The sequence below is a fragment of the Thiohalophilus sp. genome, from assembly GCF_034521165.1.
In the GTDB taxonomy this organism is placed as follows: domain Bacteria; phylum Pseudomonadota; class Gammaproteobacteria; order UBA6429; family Thiohalophilaceae; genus Thiohalophilus.
Genome location: NZ_JAXHMV010000013.1, coordinates 179,239 through 202,537, shown reverse-complemented (window position 1 = coordinate 202,537; position 23,299 = coordinate 179,239). Strand labels below are relative to the sequence as shown.

At 57.4% G+C, this 23,299-nt stretch carries 23 protein-coding genes; 10 read left to right on the top strand and 13 right to left on the bottom strand.

Features of this window, described 5'->3' with window-relative positions:
* Positions 1-31 precede the first annotated feature (31 nt).
* The 10 genes from U5K34_RS13090 to U5K34_RS13045 form a co-directional block, all read right to left on the bottom strand.
* Complete coding sequence (locus tag U5K34_RS13090; protein ID WP_322568842.1) at positions 32-1,549, bottom strand: 4Fe-4S binding protein; 1,518 nt, start codon at positions 1,547-1,549, stop codon at positions 32-34.
* 372 nt (positions 1,550-1,921) lie between these two features.
* Positions 1,922-3,769 carry a nitric oxide reductase activation protein NorD gene (locus U5K34_RS13085; protein ID WP_322568841.1) on the bottom strand — a complete coding sequence of 616 codons (1,848 nt, stop codon included), beginning with the start codon at positions 3,767-3,769 and terminating at the stop codon, positions 1,922-1,924.
* A 149-nt stretch (positions 3,770-3,918) separates the two neighbouring features.
* Positions 3,919-4,962: a 4Fe-4S binding protein gene (locus tag U5K34_RS13080; RefSeq protein WP_322568840.1), complete on the bottom strand. Its 1,044-nt coding sequence runs from the start codon at positions 4,960-4,962 to the stop codon at positions 3,919-3,921.
* A complete protein-coding gene (locus U5K34_RS13075) occupies positions 4,952-5,353 on the bottom strand; it encodes a hypothetical protein (protein WP_322568839.1) in 402 nt (133 codons plus the stop codon). The genes U5K34_RS13080 and U5K34_RS13075 overlap by 11 nt, the downstream gene beginning before the upstream one ends.
* Positions 5,334-6,131, bottom strand: coding sequence for a CbbQ/NirQ/NorQ/GpvN family protein (locus U5K34_RS13070; protein ID WP_416224102.1), 798 nt, complete (start codon positions 6,129-6,131; stop codon positions 5,334-5,336). The genes U5K34_RS13075 and U5K34_RS13070 overlap by 20 nt, the downstream gene beginning before the upstream one ends.
* A gap of 31 nt (positions 6,132-6,162) precedes the next feature.
* Complete coding sequence (locus U5K34_RS13065) at positions 6,163-6,477, bottom strand: cytochrome C oxidase subunit IV family protein (protein WP_322568837.1); 315 nt, start codon at positions 6,475-6,477, stop codon at positions 6,163-6,165.
* A gap of 6 nt (positions 6,478-6,483) precedes the next feature.
* Positions 6,484-7,014, bottom strand: coding sequence for a cytochrome c oxidase subunit 3 family protein (locus U5K34_RS13060; protein ID WP_322568836.1), 531 nt, complete (start codon positions 7,012-7,014; stop codon positions 6,484-6,486).
* Between the two features lie 130 nt (positions 7,015-7,144).
* Positions 7,145-8,533, bottom strand: coding sequence for a cbb3-type cytochrome c oxidase subunit I (locus tag U5K34_RS13055; RefSeq protein WP_322568835.1), 1,389 nt, complete (start codon positions 8,531-8,533; stop codon positions 7,145-7,147).
* 14 nt (positions 8,534-8,547) lie between these two features.
* The gene (locus U5K34_RS13050) at positions 8,548-8,982 is read right to left on the bottom strand and encodes a cytochrome c (protein ID WP_322568834.1); all 435 of its coding nucleotides are present in this window, start codon (positions 8,980-8,982) and stop codon (positions 8,548-8,550) included.
* Between the two features lie 130 nt (positions 8,983-9,112).
* Positions 9,113-9,796, bottom strand: coding sequence for a Crp/Fnr family transcriptional regulator (locus U5K34_RS13045; RefSeq protein WP_322568833.1), 684 nt, complete (start codon positions 9,794-9,796; stop codon positions 9,113-9,115).
* 125 nt (positions 9,797-9,921) lie between these two features.
* On the opposite strand from U5K34_RS13045, the gene U5K34_RS13040 reads away from it, so the two are divergent.
* The 6 genes from U5K34_RS13040 to U5K34_RS13015 all read left to right on the top strand — a co-directional run bounded on the left by U5K34_RS13040 (position 9,922) and on the right by U5K34_RS13015 (position 13,790).
* On the top strand, positions 9,922-10,176 hold the full coding sequence (locus tag U5K34_RS13040) for a thioredoxin family protein (RefSeq protein ID WP_322568832.1): 255 nt from the start codon (positions 9,922-9,924) through the stop codon (positions 10,174-10,176).
* 111 nt (positions 10,177-10,287) lie between these two features.
* The gene (locus U5K34_RS13035; protein ID WP_322568831.1) at positions 10,288-10,773 is read left to right on the top strand and encodes a DsrE family protein; all 486 of its coding nucleotides are present in this window, start codon (positions 10,288-10,290) and stop codon (positions 10,771-10,773) included.
* A 97-nt stretch (positions 10,774-10,870) separates the two neighbouring features.
* The gene (locus U5K34_RS13030) at positions 10,871-11,359 is read left to right on the top strand and encodes a hypothetical protein (RefSeq protein WP_322568830.1); all 489 of its coding nucleotides are present in this window, start codon (positions 10,871-10,873) and stop codon (positions 11,357-11,359) included.
* A gap of 52 nt (positions 11,360-11,411) precedes the next feature.
* On the top strand, positions 11,412-11,741 hold the full coding sequence (locus U5K34_RS13025; protein WP_322568829.1) for a hypothetical protein: 330 nt from the start codon (positions 11,412-11,414) through the stop codon (positions 11,739-11,741).
* Positions 11,742-11,745: 4 nt separating this feature from the next.
* On the top strand, positions 11,746-12,438 hold the full coding sequence (locus U5K34_RS13020; RefSeq protein WP_322568828.1) for a response regulator transcription factor: 693 nt from the start codon (positions 11,746-11,748) through the stop codon (positions 12,436-12,438).
* The gene (locus U5K34_RS13015) at positions 12,435-13,790 is read left to right on the top strand and encodes an ATP-binding protein (RefSeq protein ID WP_322568827.1); all 1,356 of its coding nucleotides are present in this window, start codon (positions 12,435-12,437) and stop codon (positions 13,788-13,790) included. Before U5K34_RS13020 ends, U5K34_RS13015 begins: the two co-directional genes overlap by 4 nt.
* Positions 13,791-14,260: 470 nt before the next feature.
* Here the strand turns inward: U5K34_RS13015 and U5K34_RS13010 are convergent, their stop codons facing one another.
* Positions 14,261-15,049: a sulfite exporter TauE/SafE family protein gene (locus U5K34_RS13010; protein ID WP_322568826.1), complete on the bottom strand. Its 789-nt coding sequence runs from the start codon at positions 15,047-15,049 to the stop codon at positions 14,261-14,263.
* Between the two features lie 4 nt (positions 15,050-15,053).
* Positions 15,054-16,295 (bottom strand): APC family permease, encoded by a 1,242-nt coding sequence (locus tag U5K34_RS13005; RefSeq protein WP_322568825.1) that lies wholly within the window; start codon positions 16,293-16,295, stop codon positions 15,054-15,056.
* A 107-nt stretch (positions 16,296-16,402) separates the two neighbouring features.
* Between U5K34_RS13005 and U5K34_RS13000 the strand changes: the two genes are divergently transcribed.
* Positions 16,403-18,091 (top strand): EAL domain-containing protein, encoded by a 1,689-nt coding sequence (locus U5K34_RS13000; protein WP_322568824.1) that lies wholly within the window; start codon positions 16,403-16,405, stop codon positions 18,089-18,091.
* A gap of 318 nt (positions 18,092-18,409) precedes the next feature.
* Here U5K34_RS13000 and U5K34_RS12995 read toward each other — a convergent pair whose 3' ends face one another.
* Positions 18,410-19,777: an NAD-dependent succinate-semialdehyde dehydrogenase gene (locus tag U5K34_RS12995; protein WP_322568823.1), complete on the bottom strand. Its 1,368-nt coding sequence runs from the start codon at positions 19,775-19,777 to the stop codon at positions 18,410-18,412.
* Between the two features lie 168 nt (positions 19,778-19,945).
* Here U5K34_RS12995 and U5K34_RS12990 point away from each other — a divergent pair, with 168 nt between their 5' ends.
* The 3 genes from U5K34_RS12990 to U5K34_RS12980 all read left to right on the top strand — a co-directional run bounded on the left by U5K34_RS12990 (position 19,946) and on the right by U5K34_RS12980 (position 23,150).
* Positions 19,946-20,911, top strand: a complete 966-nt coding sequence (locus U5K34_RS12990; RefSeq protein WP_322568822.1) for a complex I NDUFA9 subunit family protein — start codon at positions 19,946-19,948, stop codon at positions 20,909-20,911.
* 132 nt (positions 20,912-21,043) lie between these two features.
* Entirely contained in the window at positions 21,044-22,399 is a 1,356-nt protein-coding gene (locus U5K34_RS12985; RefSeq protein ID WP_322568821.1) for an adenosylmethionine--8-amino-7-oxononanoate transaminase, read from the top strand.
* Positions 22,400-22,409: 10 nt separating this feature from the next.
* On the top strand, positions 22,410-23,150 hold the full coding sequence (locus U5K34_RS12980) for a 16S rRNA (uracil(1498)-N(3))-methyltransferase (protein ID WP_322568820.1): 741 nt from the start codon (positions 22,410-22,412) through the stop codon (positions 23,148-23,150).
* The last annotated feature ends 149 nt before the right edge of the window (positions 23,151-23,299 follow it).

The window sequence follows — 23,299 nt, the reverse complement described above, 5'->3', positions numbered from 1 at the left end:
CTGGAGACGCACTGCAGCGCCGTCCCCGCCCTCAGGTAGGCGGGTCAGATGGTGGCGCCTTGGCGGCCACACCGCCTTCGCTGCGCCGATGTCGTTCCTGGCGACGGCGCTTGTCGATCAGCGGCGGACATTTTTGAGTATTCCAGTAGGTTATTTGGCAAGCGAGGCAATAATGGCACTCGGTTTCGATGATCTCGCCGGTGCCGCGAATCGATCCCACCTCACATTCGTTGCGACAGATCTGACAGGGATGCCCGCACTCCTTGCGCCGCCGCAGCCAGTCGAAAATCCGGAACCGGGCCGGAAAGGTCAATGCCGCCCCCAACGGACAGACATAGCGGCAAAAGAACTTGCGAATAAACAGACTGGCCAGCAGCATCAGCAAGGCGTAAAACACGAAGCCCCATTCACGCTGAAAGCGCAGGGTAATGGCGGTCTTGAACGGCTCCACCTCGGCATAGGTCTCGGCAAGGCTCATCGAATGCAGTGACAGGCCGAACAGTCCCAGCAGGATGATGTACTTGATGGCCCACAGCCGCTCGTGCACGATCTCGGGAAACTCGAACGAGGGGACCTTCAAATAGCGTCCCAGGCGGAAGACAAACTCCTGCAGGGCGCCGTAGGGACACAACCAGCCGCAATAGACGCCGCGCCCCCACAAGACGATGGTGACGGCGACAAACGACCAGAGAATAAACATCGCCGGGTCGATGAGAAAACTTTCCCAGCTGAACTCCCGGAACAGGGAGCGCAGGAAGGTCAGCACATTGACAATGGACAGCTGGGCAAGGGAATACCAGCCGATGAACAGCACGGTATACATCAAAAAGCCGGTGCGCAGCCGCTGCAGCAGGCGAGGATGGCGCGCCAGCCAGTCCTGCATAATCAGGATGAACAGCAAGACCAGCAGGCCCAGTGCCAGTACCACGATTTGAAAAATACGCTCCTGCCAGACCTGCACCCAGATAGGCGCATGTGCCCCAGAGGTTGCCCCGGCTGTGCCCGTCTTGTCAGCCGGGGCTAGCTCGTCCGACAGAGTCAAAGACTTGCCCACCTCTTCCAGCGAGCGCGTGATACCGGCATTGAGCACCATCACCGTAATCGTGGCACCGCTGATACCATCGAGCACCGTCGCCCCCTGCCTGGGACGCCCGCCGATCTTCAGCGTTTCCCCGATACGTTTTCCGACGTACTGGTCGATAAACTGTTGCAGATCGTCATCCGTGATCCCGACCACCAGGATTGGCTCCTCGTGCGCGAGTATCCGAACCCCGGTAATCGTGCCCGCCGTATCGATTGTCACCAGGGTATGGATCGGCTCGCCGGAATAGGCCGGGATGGAAACAATATAGCTGGTAACAAAGGCATAACCCAGCAAGACATTGCCCCGATAGATCCGTGTAACCGGCGGTTTCTCTCCGACTTCCTCAAGCCGGTCGGCGACCGGGAAGAATTCCCGTACCTGCGACAGATCAAACTCCACGCTATCCGCCGACAGCGGCCCGACGACAAGCAGCAGCAGACAGGCGACAACTATTTGTTTTATCACTGCCAGCAACACTGCCCCCGGTTGATAAATGGCAAGATCCGGTGCTCACAGGCACGCTTACAGTCTAGTCAAAATCCCGCAATTGTCGCCTTGATACGGGTCAACATAAACCCGTCTATTCTCAAGGGCCCAGATTAATAACGCAAAGGACGCAAAGACGCGGAGAACGCAAAGATACATTAATTATTTAGTACAAGCAGCTAATGCAAATACGAACTTACAATGTGGATTTTACTCGTTCTCATAATACATTTTTGTTAGTAATCTCCCAGCAGAATATTCAAAACAGACGTGTGACAATACTTATATAAATATTCCTTTGCGCTCTTTGCGTCTTTGCGTCCTTTGCGTTACTTACACAGCTTCAACTAGTCAGATACTGTGCTGGGTGATGCGGGCGTAGAGCAGCGGCAGGTCGCGGGGCAGTTCGGCCGGTTTGCGGATCACCACGAACGCATCGTTGCCGAAGATATAGGGCAGGTAGTCATTCCCTTTCTCATCAATGGTGACGCAAAACGGCTGGATCCCCTGCTTGCGTGCTTCGACGATGGCCATGCGGGTATCCTCGATGCCGAAACGCCCTTCGTAATGATCCAGATCGTTGGGCTTGCCGTCGGTCAGAATCAGCAATAGCTGATCGTGCGCGACCTGTTTGCCCAGGGTTCGGGTGGCCTGACGAATCGCCGTGCCCATGCGGGTGTAGAAGCCCGGCTTGATGACGTTGATCCGCCCACGTATCTCGGCGTTATGTTTTTCCGAGAAGGTCTTGATGGTATGAAAGCGGACATGATCCCGGTAGCGGGAGGAGAAGCCGTAAATGGCAAACCGATCGCCGCTGGCGGAGAGCGCTTCGGAAAACAGCATCAGGCTGTCGCGAATGATATCGATCACCCGCGATTCATTGTTGACCCAGGTATCGGTCGAGAGGGAGAGATCGGCCAGCAGCAGGCAGGAGAGATCCCGGCGACCGCCGCGAAAATCGCGATACAGCCGCTGTTCGGCCATGGCCTGGCCGCGCAGACGCTCGCTGGAATGTTCCAGATAGGCATGCAGATCGATCTCGCTGCCATCGCTTTGCTGGTTGAACCAGACTCGTTGCGGCACCAGCGACTCGAACTGTTTTTTTAACCGCCGCGCGGTGGTCAGAAGATGTTCGGGCAACTCGCAAGCCGGGGCATCACAAGCGATCATCGGCAAGACATAGCAATGATCCGCCAGCCATTCCTGTTTACGATAGTCCCATTCCGGCAGCCGTATCCCTTCGCCGATCACCCGATCGTCATCGTCCTCGCCGGGCAGATCCAGATCAAAACGCAGCCGCTTGGCAGTGCTCTTGCTGTCCCGGGCGACGCTCACCACTTCCATGTCATCCAGGGTCTGCTGGGCGCCGTCGATGTCGTCATCCTCTTCGGTACTGCGATCCACCTTGACGTATTCGGCCCAGCTGAGAATATTCTCGAACCGGTCCAGCACCAGTCCCTTGTCCCCGTCCGGCATATCGACCTGCTCGGCGCGATGCCGGCGCTCGTCGTCCAGTTGCTCGACTTCCCCCTCCGTCTCGGGCAGATCGTCCTGCCCCGGCTGTTGTCCGCTGCGCCGATCCGGCGCCCGCGGCGGCGCCGGATGCAGCCACAACAGGACCGGCTGCGGCGACTTGCCGGCCTCGGGCAGATCGGCCACCTCGCCGGGAGTGAGCAGCGCGGTACGAATCGCCTGCTCGCGGGCCGCCTCGTCGCGCGGCAGGCCGGCGGGCTCGGGACGTCGGGCCAGCTCCGCCTCCACCAGCCGCCGATAACGGGGCGCCAGGCCCGGATAATGCTGTAACACCTGGCGGGTCAGCCACTGGCTCCGGGTAAACCAGGCCTCTTCAGTCGGCCGGTATTCGGCCGCCAGGGCCGCCAGCCAGAGATACAGATCCCGGTTCAGACTGCGTTCAGGGTAGGCATCGACCCGGGCCGGCAAAAACAGTGACTCCTCGGTGCGCCAGCACAGCTCGACCTTGTCACCGCTGCCGGCGATACGCTCCAGCAGACTGCGCCGGCCCTCGTGTTCGCTGGCACTGGTCGCCTCGATCCGCAGCCCGCCCTCGCCCCCGGCGGCGCGAAACAGAATGCCGACGGTCTTGCTGATCTCGGCCAGCGTCACCGCCTGTTCGGGATAACTGCGCTGCGCCGAACGGGTGATGAAGCGATGCCACAATTTGCCAACAAATTCTTCCATTTCTAAATTTTAAAAACCTCACCGCAGAGACTAAAAGATATAATTTTGGATGTTGAATTTTAAATTTTGAATTGCGGTTGTATATCTCATTCAAAATTCAACATTAAGAATTCAAAATTGCATTGCTTTGCGCCTCTGCGGTAAATCTTTTATCGCCGATAGCAGTCGTCCGGCACGTTGGGTTTGATGCCGAAGTCGCGCTCGGAGGTATCGCGCGCGCATTCGTCCTGGATCCATTGCAGCAGGGGTGTCTGGATCTTGCCGCTGTTGCCCGGTCCGCCGGCCTGGACCTGTTCGCAGGCTTCCAGGCACTGGGCGCATTCGGTGCAGGTGAACATGTGGCGTTTGATATCCCGCGGCTTGAGTCGCATCGGGCAGGCCTGCTCACAGGCGGCGTTGCAGCTGCGGCAATCGGCCGCGCGGCTACGATCGAAACCGACCACCATGGCCTTCTTGTTAGCCATCCAGGCAATACTCTGAAACACGCCCACGGCACAGGCGAAGCGGCAGAATAGATGCCGGGCAAACAGAAACTCGATACTCAGGGCGATCGTCGCCGCGCTGAGAAAAATGGTTTCGTTGCGGGTCAGTTCCAGATTGATCAAGTGGGAGTAAACCTGCACCGGTGGCAGCAAATAGGTGAGAAACACCACCGCCCATAAAAAGGCAAAACCGATCGCCGCCAACCAGACCAGCGGCCAGAGGCTGCGCCGGACGGGAACATAGCGCCCGTCGGGGCGCAGCTCGTCGGATTTCTGTTTATCCCAGAGGCTGAACTTGCCGCTGGCGCGACGCATCAGGTTATTGATGGTTTCCACCACGGAAAAATGGGGACACAACCAGCCGCAATAGAGTCGACCGTATTTCCAGGCCGTATAGATAAACGCCCCAACCAGCAATACCAGGGGCAGCAAGCCGCGCCAGACCAGATTCCAGGTGGCCTGGGCGGTGCTCAGTTCACCGCTTTGCCAGCCCGCCAGCCCGAGGGTCCAGTCCTGGCCGAACAGGATCAAGTGCCCCAGGGTCAGATCGATACGAAAAATGTCGAACACCGGCGCCAGGATAAACAGCACGAAGAAACCGACCTGATACAGCCGCCGCTTGCGTTGCACGCGCGAATAGTGGCCGTCGCGATTCAGTGCGTCGAACTGCACAAACTGCGTCTTGCCCTGATTTTTCACGCTACAATCCATGACACTTTTTACCGATCAACGGGTATTCAAACGGTTTGCCGGCCATGGCCCTGGCCAGGCCAATGGTGCCCAGGATCACCAGCGTGGTATGTGCGACGGTGAAATAGAGCACCAGCACTACCCAGGTATAGGCGGCGTCATAGCCCCCGAGTAACAGGATGGCGATATTGGCCAGTATCAACAGGACCCCGGCCCAGAGGCTGGCAAACAACGTCTGCTCCAGATGACAGCGGGCCAGCGGTGCGCTCTGGTCGACGTGCCGCCAGTAAAGCACCAGCAGGGCGATAAAGGCGATTCCCGGCAACAGCAGCAGGTTCACCAGATAGAGGGCTTCGGCAATCACAGCCAGTGACTGCCCCGGTGGCGGTTGTTCATTGTCCGTAGGTTGCATAAACCACTTCCATTAACGCTTCGACAGTCTCTTCGTCATCGGTCAACGGTTCAATCAACGCGGCACGGCAGGCCTCGGCCGGCTCGAAACCGCTTTGAATCAGAATGGCGGTATAGAGCAGCAGGCGCGTGCTGGCACTCTCTTCCAGATCGTGTTCTTTTAACTTGCGCAGGGACTGGCCCAGTGAGACCAGGCGTTTGGCATTGAATTCGTCCACCCCGCTTTCCTGCATGACGATCTGCTGTTCCTGTTCAAACGGCGGGTAATCGAAACGTATGGAGATAAACCGCTGGCGGGTGCTCGGCTTCATGCCTTTGAGCAGGTTCTGGTAACCCGGGTTATAGGAGACCACCAGCATGAACTCGGGCGGCGCCTGTAACTCCTCGCCGGTACGCTCGATAGGCAGGATGCGTCGGTCGTCGGACAGGGGGTGCAATACCACCGTGGTGTCCTTGCGCGCCTCGACCACCTCGTCCAGATAACAGATGCCGCCCTCGCGCACCGCGCGGGTCAGCGGACCGTCCACCCAGTACGTCGCGCCGTCGCCGATCAGGTGCCGGCCGACCAGATCGGCCGAGGTCAGATCGTCATGGCAGGAGACCGTATACAGCGGCCGCCCAAGCTGTGCCGCCATATAGCTGATAAAGCGGGTCTTGCCGCAACCGGTCGGCCCCTTGATCAGCACCGGCAAGCGGTTCTTCCAGGCATGCTCGAACAGGGCGATCTCGTTGGCGGTGGGCAAGTAGAAAGGTTCTTCCCCTTCACTCTGCCCGGCCATCTGTTTTGCAAACTCACTCATCTCGCCTCTCCTATAGGGTTCCCAGCCACCAGGCCAGCCCGATCAGGCCAATTACGCCGACCAGGTAGACCGTAACGATCATGCGCCATAACAACCGGCTTTGTCTCAAACCCATGAACCTGTCGGCCACCAGCCGGGTCTTGAGCAGGGTGGCAACCAGCAGCAATGTCACCACGCTGCCGCCGGAAAGTCCCATCTCGCCCACCACCAGCATCGCGAGAGTCAGCCCGACCAGCGCCAGCCAGACCCGGGTGCACGGTCGAACCAGTCCGCCGGTGCGTTTGCCAACGGTTGTTTCACTGTGAGTCCGGGCATCCATTTTCATCTTGTCTCAGCGTATGACATAAACCAGCGGAAATAAAATAATCCAGACCAGATCCACCATATGCCAGTAACTGGCCCCGGTTTCCATGCCGGTATGCTCCCGCGCGCTGTAATCGCCCTGGCGTATCTTGACCGCCAGAATGGTAAGAATCACCAGTCCCAGTATGACGTGCATAAAATGGAAAAAGGTCATCGACAGATAAAACATATAGAAGGTATTACTGCTGAGGGTAATACCTTGCTCGTATTTGGCATAAAACTCGAACAGTTTTATGATAATAAAGAGACTGCCCAGCCCGATTGCCGCCCACATCCAGTAACTCGCCTGTTTTTGCAGGCTCTCACGGATCGCCGCGATAGAGCGAACCACAAAATAGCTGCTGGTAATCAGCACCAGCGTATTGATCGCGCCGGCGGTACGGTTCAGTTGCAGCTGGGAAGCATTAAAGAGTTCGACATTCTGACTGCGTGCAAACGCATAGGATAAAAAGAAGATACCGAACGCCAGTAACTCGGCGTAAATGACAATCCAAATCACAAAATCGCCCGGTGGATACTCCTCTTTGCCTGCTGTCAGTGCTGTCGTTTGTTGCATAGCCTGTTTGGAGAAAGTCAGGGCCCTGCCAGATAATGACAGGGCCCTTCCTTTTTTCCGGACTTGAGCGGCCTTATGCCTTGGCCGGTGCAGTCCGCTCCTCGCCTCCTATGAAGAAGCTGATGATGTACAGAACCAGGCCGATCAGGAAGATCACGCCGGCCACTTCACGCATCCAGTAGAACAGGGCAATCTTGTCCTGCACCACCATGAACGACTGGGCATCCTCGGCGATACGCTGCAACCAGATCTGCAGAATCCCGGCGCCGGTCAAAAACAGCGTGATGAACACCATCGCGACGGTCATCAACCAGAAGGACCACATCTCCAGCACCTGGGACTTGTCGCTGTTGGCGGCCGCCCGTCCCCGCAACATCGGCATGGCGTAGGAAATAATCGCCAGCACAATCATCACGTAGGCACCGTAGAAGGCCATGTGACCGTGGGCCGCGGTGATCTGAGAGCCGTGGGTGTAGAAGTTCACCGGTGACAGGGTATGCAGGAAGCCCCACACGCCCGCGCCGAGGAACGCCATCACCGGAGTGCCGATGGCCCACAACATGGCCGCCTTGTTGGGATGCTGGCGACGCCGGCGGTTGGCCATATTAAAGGCGAAGATCACCATCATGAAGAACGGAATCGGCTCCAGGGCGGAGAAGATGGAACCCCACCACTGCCAGTATTCCGGGGTACCGATCCAGTAATAGTGATGGCCGGTCCCGATGATCCCGGTCAGCAGGGTCATGGCGATAATGACATACAGCCATTTTTCCACCACTTCGCGATCCACGCCGGTCAGCTTGATCAGTACAAAGGCCAGAATCGCGCCCATGATCAGTTCCCAGACGCCTTCCACCCACAGATGGACAACCCACCACCAGTAGTACTTGTCCAGCACCAGGTTATGCGGGTTATAGAACGCGAACAGGAAGAAGATCGCCAGCCCCCAAAGGCCCAGCATTAATACCGAGCTAACGACCGTCTTGCGTCCCTTGAGAAAGGTCATGCTGACGTTATACAAAAAGCCCAGCACCACGACCACAATCCCGATCTTGATAATCGTCGGCTGCTCCAGGAACTCGCGGCCCATGGTGGGCAGTATCTCGTTCCCGGTGATCTTGGCCAGCGTGGCATAGGGTACCAGCAGGTAGCCCAGCACGGTCACGCCCCCGGCCACCAGGAATATCCAGAACAGGATGTGCGCCAGTTTGGTACTGTGCAGTTCCGTTTCCGCCTCCTCGGGGACCAGGTAATAGGTTGCCCCCATGAAGCCGAACAACAACCAGACGATCAGCAGGTTGGTGTGCACCATGCGCGCCACGTTGAAAGGAATCTCGGGAAACAGGAAATCCCCGATAACATATTGCAAGCCCAGGATCAGACCAAACAGAATCTGACCGACGAACAGAGCAATTGCGGCAATAAAGTAGGGCTTTGCCGCCATTTGTGATTGATATTGCATGATGGATTCTCCCCTTATCCCTGAATGTTCGGCGGCCAGCCGGCAGTATCAATTTCCGAGGCGTATTTCAAAAATGCCGCCACGGCCTTGAGGTCCTCTTCGGACAGATTGAACTGCGGCATACTGCGACGCCCCGGAATCCCCTCTTCAGGTCGGCTCTTGATAAAGGCAATAATCGCCTCTTCGCTGTTGCCGAAGCGCTTGTAAACATTCCCCAGCTCCGGAGCAAAATAAGCCCCCTCACCGAGCAGGGAATGGCAGCCGACACAATTGTTCTCTTCCCAGACCGCTTTGCCCCTGGCAACCTCGGGAGTAATGGCCTCCCGGTTGTCTCGCTCGGGCAGCGCCTTGCTGGTATCAAACGTCAGGGCCAGGAACAGCAGGAAAAAAAATACAGCGCTGCCGTAGAACATGTTCCTGGCCATGGACTTGGTGAATTTCTCGCTCATGGTGGTTCCCCTTCTTCCATAGAGTGGCAGTTGCAGTTATACCGACAGGGTATAGTCAACAACCTTGATCTGCGTCAAACTCAAAACCGGATTTCAGCAAGAACTCCGTCTGAACAGATCGGGGGAGGGATCAGAGGAGGTCGCGCAAGCCCTGTACATCCAGCAGGCTGATATCATTGCCTTTGACTTCGATCAGGCCACTGGCCGAAAGCCGGGTGAGTATCCGGGAGAAGGTTTCAGGTTGAATGGAAAGACGGGAAGCAATCACGCTTTTGGGTGTACTGAGGTGAATTTCGGCCAGTTCGATGGCATCTTCGGGCAACTGATCCAGCAGAAATATCACCAGCCGGTAGGTGGCGTTATGCAGCGTGAGGTTGCTGATCTCGTTGATCCGGGCATGCAGGCGCCGGCTCATTCCGGCCATCAGCCGAAAGCAGGTCTGTTGCGACTCTTCCAGTATCTTGCGAAAACTCTTCATATCGAAACTGTACAGTTCCGTGTCCACAAGGGCCTGAGCCGAGACGGGATAGCGCTTGGCCTGCATGAACATAATGGCTTCGGCAAAGGTATTGCCCGGATAGAGAATTTCCATAACCTTCTCATCGCCGTCGATGGAAAGACTGAAAAGCTTGATCTGCCCCTGATGAACCAGATAGAAGCGATCCGCCGGCTGCCCGGCTTCGAACAGGAGGGATTTGGCCGGCAGGCTGCAGCGCTGTGAGTTGCGCAGCACCCGGGTCAATTGCGCATCATCAAGTTCTTCAAACAAATAAACACGGTGTAACTCGTCAAGTAACGCCTGATCTGCATCCATCTGTTTAAAGCCCTCGATTGCTTAATTGAGTTTGCCAGCTGAGAATTGATCAGGGTCAAAGCCTAGCACACCATGCTAGCTGCAGAATAGCGTACTGTTTCACCGCAGGCGCCCTGACAGTCTCTATGAAATTGCAACTACTGATTGCTGGCCAACTCCCAAGCTGCCTGGAAACCCGGGATATCTGGCAGTCTGCCTGCCATCAACAGGGCGTTGAGCTGGAGATCATCGAGCTGGAAGACGCGCAGGGCCAGCAACTGATTGATACACTGGGGATCAAGAGCTTCCCGGTTTTGCTGGCCGACGGCAAAATCAAGGTCGTCGGTCGACCGGATCCGCAACGGGCCGCCAACATTATTAAGCAATTACTAATATCCTGAAAAACAAAACAACGGCCCGGTGCCGTCGTTGACTGAACTTTTCCTGTTCTCCCACGCCTTATCTGGTATACCTTGAAAGTGACGCTTGCCGACCTTGCCGGAGAACTTGCCATGCCATCGCTACGCTATGGATTGTTTCTTGCGATCCTGCTGCTGCCTGTCGCCTTGCTGGCCGACAGTCAGCGGGCGATAACGAATATACTGCAACAAACCGAGCCGCCTGAAGGCATCGTGTTTGAAATCATCACTGCCGACAGCGAGGGTTTGAGCTGGGCGTTACCCCTGGCCCGCTCCTATATTGAGCAATTACGTGAACAATTTCCGGCCCTGCCGATCGCCGTGGTCAGCCATGGCCAGGAACAGTTTGCCCTGCAAACCGGCAAAAGCGATCAACAGCCGGCGGTACACAAACAGGTCCAGTCGCTGACCGGCGGCGATATCCCGGTTTATGTCTGTGGCACCTATGCAGGCTGGCGCGGTCTGAGCGACGAGGATTTCCCCGATTATGTCAATGTGGCCGCCGCCGGGCCGGCACAGGTCAATGACTATGTGTCACTGGGCTATACCCGGGTGCTGATTCGCCAGCGACCGCACTAGCCCGAAACCTTTTTATGAACGTTCAGCGGCCGTTCAGCTTGCACCGGCTAGAGTCTCTCCAGGCCTCGGATAAACCGGGAACCCAAGGAGAACAGCCATGCAAACCTCGAAAACTCTCATCACGGTCCTGCTCACCGCCAGTAGCCTGTTGCTGGCCAGCCCGGCCAGTGCCGGCAACGGCCTACCGGGCCAATCGCATAGCTACCCGTCCAGCCATTACCAACAGGGTCAGCTGCAACACGTGCACGACCGGTCACACCGCAAATACCGGAAATACCAGTACAATCACCGCGGTAAACACCACGGTAAACACAAACGCAAATACCTGGGTCACGACAGAGACCGGCATAAACCCCGCTATCATCACCGCAAACAGTATCATCCCGATGTGATCGTGGTCCCGCGCGGCCGGCACCACCGGCATCATCACGACCGCTATCGCTCGCACCGCTCCTCCGGTCTGTCCACTATCACGGGCGGGGTGATCGGCGGTCTGGTCGGTAATCACATCGGCCACGGGGATCCGGTGGCCACCGGCATCGGCATCATGACCGGCGCTGTCATCGGCGATCGCCTGCGCCATTAACCGCGGCGGCAGGGTGCAGGCAAATGACTGGAGACAAACGCCCGGCTTGGGTATGCTGATGACCTGGCCGGACATCGTCCCGGTGCGAAACATGTCTAACCCGCCACGGGAAACCGCCTGCATGATCCGTCGCTTTCTTATCACCGTCCTGTTTGTCATGCTCAACCTGATGCCGACCGCCGTCCCGACGGCGCATAGCGCCCCCTTGCTAATGGTGAGTAACGGTATGTCACTGGATGCCGCCGTGCGCCAGGCCCGGCAACAGACCGGGGGACGCATTCTCTCGGCCGAGACCGTGCAGCGCAATGGCAAACGCCTCCATCGCATCAAGGTGCTGTTGCCCGACGGCACGGTCAGGATCATGACCTTCAACGCCGGCTAACCGGATGCGTATCCTGGTCGTCGAGGACGAACCCACACTTTGCCGCCAGCTGCAAACCCTGCTGGAACAACACGGTTATGCCGTCGATACCGCCAGTGACGGACGCGAGGCGCTGTTTCAGGGACAGGAAACACCGTTCGATCTGGCCGTGGTGGATCTCGGACTGCCGCAATTGAGCGGCGTCGACGTCATTCACCGCTGGCGCGAAGCCGGTCGCGATTTTCCGATTCTGATTCTGACCGCCCGCGGGCGCTGGCAGGAGAAAGTCGAGGGACTGGAAGCCGGCGCCGATGATTACATGGTCAAGCCGTTTCACGACGAAGAGCTGCTGGCCCGGGTGCGCGCCCTGCTGCGCCGGGCTCATGGCCAGTCCAGGCCGGTAATCCGCAGCGGTCCGATCAGCCTCGACCTGCGTACCCGGACCCTCAGCGTCAACAATCAGCCCCAGGAACTGACCGCCTATGAATACCGGGTCGCCGAGTACCTGATCCTCAATCCGGACAAGGTGGTCTCCAAAACCGAACTCACCGAACACATCTACGATCAGGATTTCGATCGCGACAGCAACGTAATCGAGGTCTTCATCGGCCGACTGCGCAAGAAGCTGGATAACGACGGGACGCTCAAACCGATCGAAACCCTGCGCGGACGCGGCTATCGCTGGACACTGGCAACCCGCGAAGGCGAGGCTTCGTGAGCCGGCTCTCCCTGCAGGCCCGGCTGTTACTGACTTCGCTGCTGATTCTGCTCGGGTTTGTGCTGCTGGTCGGTCTGGCGCTGGATAAGGCATTTCGCGAAAGCGCCGAAACCGCCCTGCAGGATCGCCTGCGCAGTTCAATGTTCGCCCTGCTGGCCGCCACCGAGGTGGAAGAGGACGGCAGCCTGCGTTTCAGTCGTGAGTTGCCTGGCTCACGTTTGAACCAGCCCGGTTCCGGTTTCTATGCCCGCGTTCAGCATGTCGACGATCCGGCCTCAAGTCTGCAATCGCCCTCTCTGCTGGGCGTCGAACTCCCTTTTCCTGACGCCCCGGCGGCCGGCCAGGGCCGGTTCAGTCAGTTACAGGAACACAACGGCCCCACCCTTTATACCTATACCTATACCGTGCGCTGGGAAACCGGGGAACAGGTTTATCCGCTGAGCTACTTTGTCGCCGAGCGGATGGATCGCTATTACGCCCGGATCAATGAGTATCGTCGCAATCTGTGGGGCTGGCTGCTGGGCGCCACGTTACTGTTACTGCTGGCCCAGACACTGGTGTTGCGCTGGGGACTGCGCCCGCTGCGTCGTGTCGAGCGGGATCTGAGCGCCATCAAGGCCGGCCGACAGGAACAATTACAGGGCCACTATCCGCGCGAGCTGCGTGGCCTGACCGAGAACCTGAACCTGTTGCTCAAAAGCGCGCAACAGCAACTGACCCGTTATCGTGACGCGCTGGGCAATGTCTCGCACAGCCTGAAAACCCCGCTGACCGTGCTGCGCGGCACCCTCAAACAACAGGCGCATACCGACCCGGAACTGGCGCGCACCGCCCACGAACAGCTGGCACGCATGCAACAGATCATCGATTACCATTTGCAGCGTGCCGCCACCGCCGGTCCGGCGCGCCTGGGCCGCCCGGTGACGATCCGGCCTGTCGTCCAGCGACTGATCAACAGCCTGCAAAAGTCCCGTGCCGACAAGCCGGTCACCGTCCAGTTGCAGCTGGATGACAGCGCGATGTTTTATGGCGATGAAGGCGATCTCTATGAACTGCTCGGCAACCTGCTGGAAAATGCCTTCAAGTGGTGCCGCGCCCGAATCCAGGTTAGCGCGCGCAGCGAGCGCCCGGGACATCTTTTTCTGTGTGTGGAAGATGATGGCCCGGGGATCGACATCAGCGTCGCCGAACAGGTGCTGGAACGCGGCCGGCGCCTCGATCCCCATGTCGAGGGCCAGGGTCTGGGCCTGGCCATGGTGCACGAAACCGTGCTGCTCTATGGCGGACAGTTACGCATTGACACCGGCGCGCTGGGCGGGGCGGCGATGATTATCGAGCTTCCCGCCGCCTGAGCCACCGGATACAGAATGGATATTCCAAATGACGCGACAGAGGCGGTCCTGGAAAGCCCTGCCGGGCCACCTCGATCCTGAAAGTGATCCCTGTCTCGAAATCAGCGATCTAAAATTAACTGTTCCTAAAAGGAGCGCAGAGGTGTAGGTCAGGTTGCGCGCAGCGTTACCTGACACCTCTCCGTATCGGCATGAATCTCTCGCGGAGGCGCAGAGGCCGCAATGCAAGATCAGACAGTACCGGGCTTTCGGCGAAACTCATTGAAATTGACAGGATGGCAGGGTGTTAAGCGGGTAGTATCGTCTTCTTCGCCGCCATCATGAAAGAAATACTTTGATTTCTTCGCGAGCTCTGCGCCTCCGCGAGAGATCATTATCTCCATATTGGCAGGGGTGTCACACAGGTTAATGCCAGCGTGACCTGCAGGATTAGCCAGCGTATAGGGTGTGCACGAATCTGGAACAGTTATTTAGCCCAGCAACATGCGAATCCCCAGCGCATACAACAACAGGGCAAATATCCGTTTTAATTGCGCCGCCGGCAGGCGATGCGCCAGACGCGCGCCCAGCGGGGCAAACAAGACGCTGGTGGCGACAATGCCAGCGAAGGCCGGCCAGTAGACATAGCCGCTGCTCCATGCGGGCAATGCCGGCTCGTTCCAGCCATTGAGGATAAATCCCGCGGCACCGGCCAGGGCGATAGGCAGCCCGCAGGCCGCGGCGGTGGCCACGGCCTTGCGCATGGCCACATTGCACCAGACCAGAAACGGGACGGTCATAGTGCCACCCCCGATACCGACAACGGCCGACACAGCTCCGATCACCGTGCCGGCCAGCGACAGCCCCGGCCAGTTCGGCAACACCCGATGCGGATTGGGCCGATAGGCCAGGATCATCTGCGTGGCCACCGTCAGCTCGAAGATGGCAAACACCCATTTGAGCACCCGGGTCGGCATTTCGTCGGCGATCACCGAGCCCAGCACCGCCCCCAGCACGATGGCCGGCGCCATGCGGACAAATACCGGCCACTGCACCGCGCCATGTTGATGATGACTGCGTACCGAGGAAATCGAGGTCAACACAATAGTCGCCAGCGAGGTACCGACGGCCAGATGAACGATCACCTCGCTACTGAACTGTTGTTGCTGAAAAATAAAGACCAGCACCGGCACGATAATCAGGCCGCCACCGATCCCCAGCAGGCCGGCCGCCACGCCGGCGAACATGCCCAGTAACAGATACAACAACCCGGTTACCATTCACTCAGTCCATAAAAAATTGATACAGCTGCGAAACCAGAAACAGAACACTCACCGTGGCCCCCGCGACCGGCACCCATAACGGTACCTGAAATCCCTGGTAACTGTCCCCTCGCCGTTTGATCCGCCACAGGGCAACATTCATCAACGTAAAAATGATCAGCGTCACCAAACTGGTCAGCCTGGCCAGGCTGATTAACGGCAATAACAGGGCAAACAACCCAATCGCCGTAATCACCACGAGGATCGCCGGAATCGGTGTCCGGGTTCGCTCACCTACCTGACCGAGCAGCGCGGGCAACCAGCCCTGGCGACTGAGTCCGTACAATACGCGCGACGCCATGATGATCTGAATCAGGGCACCGTTGAGCACCGAAACAAGACTGATCAGGGTAATAAACAACGGCGCCCGGCCGGTAGCCTGTTCATACACCATGGCCAGTGGCGCGTCCGTCTGTGCTAATTTGTCGGGCGCCACGCTGAGAATACTGACCAGGGTTACCAGCAGGTAGAACAGGGTGACGATAATCAATACCAGAATAATCGCCTTCGGCAGATTACGTGATGGATCAATCACTTCCTCCGCCACATTGACCATATCCTCAAAGCCGATAAACGCATAAAAGGCGACGAAGGCCCCCAGCAACACGCCATACCAGACAAACGGCGCTTCGGGTGTGAGCAACTGCGGCCAACGTTCGGGAAGTGAACCCAGACTGTCGCCGGCTACGCCGATAATCAGTACCAGCCCCGCCATTTCAAACAGGGTCATGATCACCGCGATCAGCACGGACTGGGTGATACCCCAGATCACCACCGCGCCCAGCGTCAGAATCATGACGTTCATGACCCAGATATCCGGCCACTGGACAAACACCCGCAGATAACCGGCAAAACCGTGCATCAACGTGGCACTGGACACCACGCCCACCAGCACCATTAACAGGCCGATGACCCGCGACAGGGATGCCCGACCAAAGCCCGCCTGGGCATAGACCGCCTCGCTGGCGCTTTTGGGCAGGCGTGCCGCCAGTTCGGCATAGGAAAACGCGGAAAAACCCGCGATCAACGCCGCAACGAGAAAGGCAAGGGGTGTCAGCATGCCGGCCACACCGGCCACCTTGCCGACCAGAACATAAATCCCGGCCCCCAAAATGGTGCCGATACCATAGAATGTCACCAGCGGCAACGACAGGCTGCGCCTCAACTCATTGGGCCGGGACAAGGAAGATTTGTCATTGTTCATGTGCATATCCTATTCTATGAGTTAAGGCAGTACATCCAGATTGCTCGATTTTTCACCATAATTCGATGGTCAGGATGCAGGAACGCATCAAACAGGAGTAACAAAACGTGTCGAACCATGTTCGGGACAACCCTGCATCGCCCTATCTCAGCGGCGAGCAATTGTTGAATCGTCTCCAGGACGGGGCCATCGGTATTGATCGCGAAGCCAAAATCACCTTCATCAATCCCGCTGCCTGGCAAGTACTCGGCCAGAGTACAGAACAATACCTGGGCAAACCGGTGGCGGATATTTTCACGGCACAACCGCAATCCCCCACGCTCAACAGCGCCCTCATTCAGCAGTGCCTGGAACAGAAAAAGTCCTTTGGGCCTTATCGGCGTCAGCAACTGAAAAAATCCGGCCATCAGACAATCACCGTCGATTTCAGCATTACACCACTGGATAGCACGACGGCGGTCATTATTTTTCACGATGTCAGCCATCTTGAACGGTATGATATTTCCCTGAACCAATTACCGAACTTCGACCCCCTGACCGGCTTACTGAATCGCGATGCAATACAACAAAATCTGACGGAACTGCATCTGCAACACAAAGCCTCGGGTAAACCCTATACGGTTCTGTTGCTCGACCTGGATCGCTTCAAGCTGATTAATGACAGTTACGGGCACTCTGCAGGTGATCTGCTCTTGCAGCATATTGCCAATCAACTCAAACAGCTTCTGGGTGAACGTGAGTATATCGGTCGCTGGGGCGGAGAAGAGTTTTTATGCATACTGCCCGAGGTCGATTTCGAGACCGGATTGAAAATCGCCGAACAAATACGCAAAGGCATCGCGAATTTCTCGCTCAGTACCGGGCAACGGGAAATCTTCACCACCACCAGCATCGGTGTCGCCAACTATTCTCAGGACGGCAAGCACGTTGCCGATATATTAAGAGTCGCCGACGCTGCACTGTATGAAGCCAAACGCGCGGGGCGCGACCGGATATCCAGCAGTCGGGAAAAACACGGCTCGTTTTTAAGCATCGCGACCCAACTGGAAAACGCCCTGCGTGAAAACCGGATTATTCCGGCTTACCAGCCCCTGATCGATCTGCAAACCGGTGAGCAAGTCGCCGATGAAGCTCTGGCCCGCATCATCAGCCCTGACGGCGAGCCGCTGCCGGCCGAACAATTTATCGATGCCGCGGTCCACCTGCAACTGGTGCACCGGATCGACTATGAGGTGGCACGCCAGGCCATTTTGCGTTGCAGCAACAGTGTGCTTCAGGGGGAATCACCCCACCCGCATTTTGTAAACATCTCCGCCGAACTGCTGCGCCATCCGCAGTTGATTCAGGGCATACTGGATACGGCCCTGCAGGAATGCAAAGCCTGCGGGGATCGGCTCGGCAACGAAAAACCGCTGGTAATCGAAATTACCGAACAGGCCCTGCTGCACAACCTCGGCGAAGCCCGGAAAATTCTCGCGCCGTTTCTCGACTTCGGCCTGCGCCTGGCCATCGATGATTTTGGCGTCGGTTACTCCTCTCTCAACTATCTGTCCGACCTGCCGGTCTCTTTTTTAAAAATCGACGGCCAGTTGATCCGCCGGGTAACAACCGAGCCCCGGGTACGGGCCATCGTCAAGGGTATACAGGGCATTGCCAGCGATCTCGACCTGATTACCGTCGGCGAGTTTGTCGAAGATCAACCGACCGTGGAAGCCTTGCGCGAAATCGGCATCAACTGGGGACAGGGCTACTACTTCGGCAAGCCCCGGATTCTCCACGAACGATTTGACATCTAGGCCCGGCTTTTTTCTAAACCCTGGATATTAACGCGGAGGACGCAGAGTCGCGGAGGCGCAGAGAAATAATTATTTATTTACAGCTTTTCGCCAGACCGGATAGACAGCCAGGTCCGGTTTATTATTACCACTGACAACACTGAATTCACCGAAGACACCGAATATTCCATTTAAAAATATTTTCAGTGACTTCAGTGCTTTTCGGTATTCTCGGTGTTACCTGAACTGAATTAAATTACTCTGCGACTCCGCGCCTCCGCGTCCTCTGCGATATTCAAGCCGGCAATAAGAAAAGATGTCACAGGTGAATAGCCACCGTTATTTAATCCAGACCGTTTTGGCGCTGACGAATTCGTGGATGCCGTGATGGGACAGTTCGCGGCCGTAGCCGGAGTGTTTGATGCCACCGAACGGCAGGCGGGGATCGCTTTTGACGAAGCTGTTGACGAAAGCACAACCGCATTCCATCTGCCGGGCCAGGCGTTCGCCCCGATCCGTATCCCGTGTCCAGACATTGCCACCCAGCCCGAAGCTGCTGTCGTTGGCAATCCGCAGGGCATCGGCCTCGTCCCGCGCCCGGATCACGATGGCCACCGGACCGAACAGCTCCTCGCTATAGGCCCGCATTCCGGGGCTGACCTGATCCAGAATCGACGCCTTGTAATAGGCCCCCGGCCGTTGGTCGTCGATCTCGCAGCCGGTGATATTCACCGCGCCCGCGGCCAGGCTGTCAACCACCTGCTTGTGCAGATCCTCGCGCAAATCCGTGCGTGCCATCGGCGCCAGGCTGGTATTGTCATCCATCGGATCGCCCGCCTGCAGGCTCTCGACGCCAGCCTTGAAGCGGGCAACAAAGTCCTCGGCGACGGCGTCCACCACGATAAAGCGCTTGGCCGCGATGCAGCTCTGCCCGGCATTGAGAAAGCGTGAGGCCACGGCGCTTTTGACCGCCTCGTCCAGATCCGCGTCTTCCAGCACAATAAAGGCATCCGATCCACCCAGTTCCAGGACACTTTTTTTCAACACCGATCCGGCCACCGCCGCTACCTTGCGCCCGGCCGGCTCGCTGCCGGTCAGGGTAACAGCGTGAACGCGGGGATCCTCAATCACCTTTTGTACCTGCGAGGCGCGAATCATCAACGCGGTAAACACGCCATCAGGGAACCCGGCTTCGCGGAATATTTCCTCAATAGCCATGGCACATTGCGGTACGTTGGAGGCATGCTTGAGCAGACCGGTATTGCCGGCGCACAGGGCGGGTGCGGCAAAGCGGAAAACCTGCCAGAAGGGGAAATTCCACGGCATGACGGCCAGTACCGTCCCCAGCGGCTGATAGGCCACATAGCTTTTGCCCGCATCGCTTTCGATGGGCTCGTCGTGTAAAAACTCCGGCGCCTTGTCGGCATAGTATTCACAGACCCAGGCACATTTTTCGATCTCCCCGCGAGCTTCGCCAATCAGTTTGCCCATCTCCCGGGTAATCAGACCGGCATATTTTTCCTTGTTGTCCCGCAGTACCCCGGCTACCCCGCGCATCAGCTCGCAGCGTTCGGCAATGGAGCGCTCGGCCCATTGCGGCGCAACGGCAGCCGTATCCGCCAGGGCATTGTCGATCCGGGCATCTTCCCAGGCCGGAAACTCGCCATCCTTTTCACCGGTTGCCGGATTGATCACTTCGAAACTCATGCGGACTCCTTTGTCATTCGCCGTTTTCCCTAAATTATCCTATTTAAAGTATAGACGCCAAATCCGCGTTCATGCTTGAATTTTATTCGACTCGCATTTCGCCCATTGGCATGTCTATAATATGGTCAAATGATAACCATACACACCATTTAATAAGGTCAGTCACTCATGAAACGTCGTATTTGTATCCTAGGTGGGACCGGGTTTGTCGGCCATCACGTTATCAGCAGTCTGGCCCGGGAAGGACACAGCATCCGGGTATTAACCCGGCGCCGGGAAAAACATCGCGAACTGCTGGTCATGCCGACCGTGGAAGTGTTCGATGCCGACATCCATGATGAGAGCACGCTAAACCGGTTTTTCGCCGACCAGGATGCGGTAATCAATCTGGTGGGTATTCTCAATGAACGGCATGATAACGGCAAAGGCTTTTATCATGCCCATGTCGAGTTGACCGATAAGGTCATCCGCACCTGTCGCACGTATGGTATCGAGCGCCTGCTGCACATGAGTGCCCTCAACGCCGATCCGGGCACCGGCAGCAGTTATTATCTGCGCAGCAAGGGCGAAGCGGAACACCGCGTCCATGCCGCCGGCGATCTCAATGTCACATCGTTTCGCCCGTCGGTGATCTTCGGGCCGGAAGACAGCTTCATCAACCGTTTCGCATCACTGCTGAAAAAAACCCCGGGACTGTTTCCGCTGGCCTGTGCCAATGCCCGTTTTGCCCCCGTATACGTCGGTGATGTCGCCGATGCGTTCAGCCACAGCCTTAACGACCCGAGCACCTACGGGCAACGTTATAACCTCTGTGGTCCCCATGAATATACCCTGCAGGAGGTCGTCGAGCGCATTATCGAGACGCTGAATATCCGGCGCCGGATTATCCCGCTGGGACGACTCGGCTCCGCCCTGCAGGCCAATCTGCTCGAATATGCCCCGGGCAAACCTTTCTCCCGCGACAACTATCGCTCCCTGCAAATGGACAGTATCTGCCCGGAAGGAGACCAGGTTTTACGCGAGGTCTTCGGGATTGAGCCGGCCGCGCTGGAAGCGGTCATGCCCCAATATCTGCGCGACGAAACCTGGCGAAACCGTTATCAGCTGTTCCGCAGCAAGGCGCGACGCGACTGACGTTCAGGGCCAGTTCATCCGTCCACTGCCGGGCAGCTTGAACTGACGGTCAGTTCCATGCATCCTGCTGGCCCGGTAATATCCGAAACTGCCTGACTCCAGAGGCACCTGTTTGACAAACCCGAGGCACGCATGACGACGAATCAGGACTTGATGCAGCGCGATCTGGCTGTACTGTGGCATCCCTGCACCCAGATGAAAGATCATGAATGGCTTCCCATGACGCCGATCAAACGCGGCGAAGGGGTCTGGCTGGAAGATTTCGACGGCAACCGCTATATCGATGCGATCAGCTCCTGGTGGGTCAATCTGTTCGGTCATTGCAACCCGCGGATCAATGACCGGATCAAGCAGCAACTGGATACCCTGGAACATGTCATCCTGGCCGGGTTCTCCCACGAGCCCGTAATTGAGCTGTCCGAACGGCTGATTGAGCTCACCCCGCCCGGTCTGGCGCACTGTTTCTATGCCGATAATGGCTCCTCGGCGATCGAAGTGGCGCTCAAGATGAGCTATCACTACTGGCATAACACCGGCAAACCCCAAAAAACCAAATTCATCACGCTGAGCAACAGCTATCACGGCGAAACCCTGGGTGCGCTGGCCGCCGGTGATGTCGCCCTGTACAAGGAAACCTACAAACCGCTGTTGATGGAAGTGATCACCGCTCCCTCCCCGGACTGCTTTTTTCGTGAGCAGGGCGAAAGCTGCCGCGATTACAGTGCCCGCCAGTTTGAACACATGCGCAAGCTGCTGGAACAGCATGCGGACGAGACCTGCGCTGTCATTGTCGAACCGCTGGTCCAGTGCGCCGGCACCATGCGCATGTACGATCCGATCTATCTCAAGTTGTTGCGCGAGGCCTGCGATGAGTTCGGTGTACACCTCATCGCCGATGAAATTGCCGTCGGCTTCGGTCGCACAGGCACCCTGTTTGCCTGCGAGCAGGCGGATATCACCCCCGATTTTCTCTGTTTATCCAAAGGACTGACCGGTGGCTATCTGCCCGTCTCCGTCACGCTAACCCATGAACAGATCTACCAGGGCTTTTATGATGAATATGAAAAGCTCTCCGCCTTTTTACATTCGCACAGCTACAACGGCAATCCGCTGGGTTGTGCCGCCGCACTGGCCACCCTGGATATCTTCCAGCAGGACGATGTGATCGAGCAAAACAAACAGCTCGCGCAAACCATGCAACAGGCGACCGAACATCTCAAGGATCACCCGCATGTGGGAGAAGTCCGCCAGACCGGCATGATCCTGGCCGTGGAAATGGTCAAAAACAGGGCGGCCAATGAAACCTACCCCTGGCAGGAACGTCGCGGCCTGACCATCTATCAGCACGCCCTGAAAAACGAGGCCCTGTTGCGCCCGCTGGGCAATGTCTCTTATCTGATGCCCCCCTATGTCATCACCCCGGAACAAATCGAACATCTGGCACGGGTCATGACCGAAGGGATCGATCTGGCCACCCGCAATAACTGAACCGACAAACATGCGCATTCCCCGTCTCTACCAGAATTGCCCGCTTGCTGCCGGTGCCACTATCGAACTGGATGAGACAGCCGTACGTCATGGCATCCAGGTGTTACGCCTGAAGCCGGACGACATGGTGATTCTGTTCAACGGGGACGGTCATGATTACCAGGCCCGGTTAATTGCCATTTCCAAAAAGCAGGCGACGGCAAGAATCGAAAACGCCATTGCAGCAGATAACGAATCCCCCCTGCCTACCCATCTGGCCCTGGGAATAGCCAAGGGCGAACGCATGGATTATGCGCTGCAAAAAGCCGTGGAACTGGGCATCAACCGCCTGACCCCACTGGTCACCGAACGCTGCGTGGTTCAGCTGGATGAAAAGCGCGAACAAAAACGCCGCCAGCACTGGCAGGGCGTGATCCGCGGGGCCTGCGAACAGAGCGGCCGGGCCCGCCTGCCACAGCTGGATGATGTCATGCGTTACACGGACTTCCTCGAGCTGCCGTTACCCGGCCAGCGCATGATCCTCGACCCGCGCAGTAACCAGACCCTGTCGCAATGCACACGCCCGCAACAGCTAATCCTGATGATCGGCCCGGAAGGCGGTTTCACGCAGCCAGAACGGGAACTGGCCTATCAACATAATGCCCTCGGCATCCGCCTGGGCCCGCGCATCCTGCGTACCGAAACCGCCGTCGTCGCCGGCCTCACCGCCGCCCAAACCCTGTGGGGCGACCTCGATCGCGCCACTTTTTAATGTTGATGGAAGGAACGCAAAGATCGCAAAGACGCAGAGGGCGCAAAGATAAAATATTAAATGTTCAGTTTTAAACCGGGGATGCGTATTTAATTCAATATTGCATCAGGTTTCTTTGCGTTCTTTGCGTCTCCGCGTCCTTTGCGTTA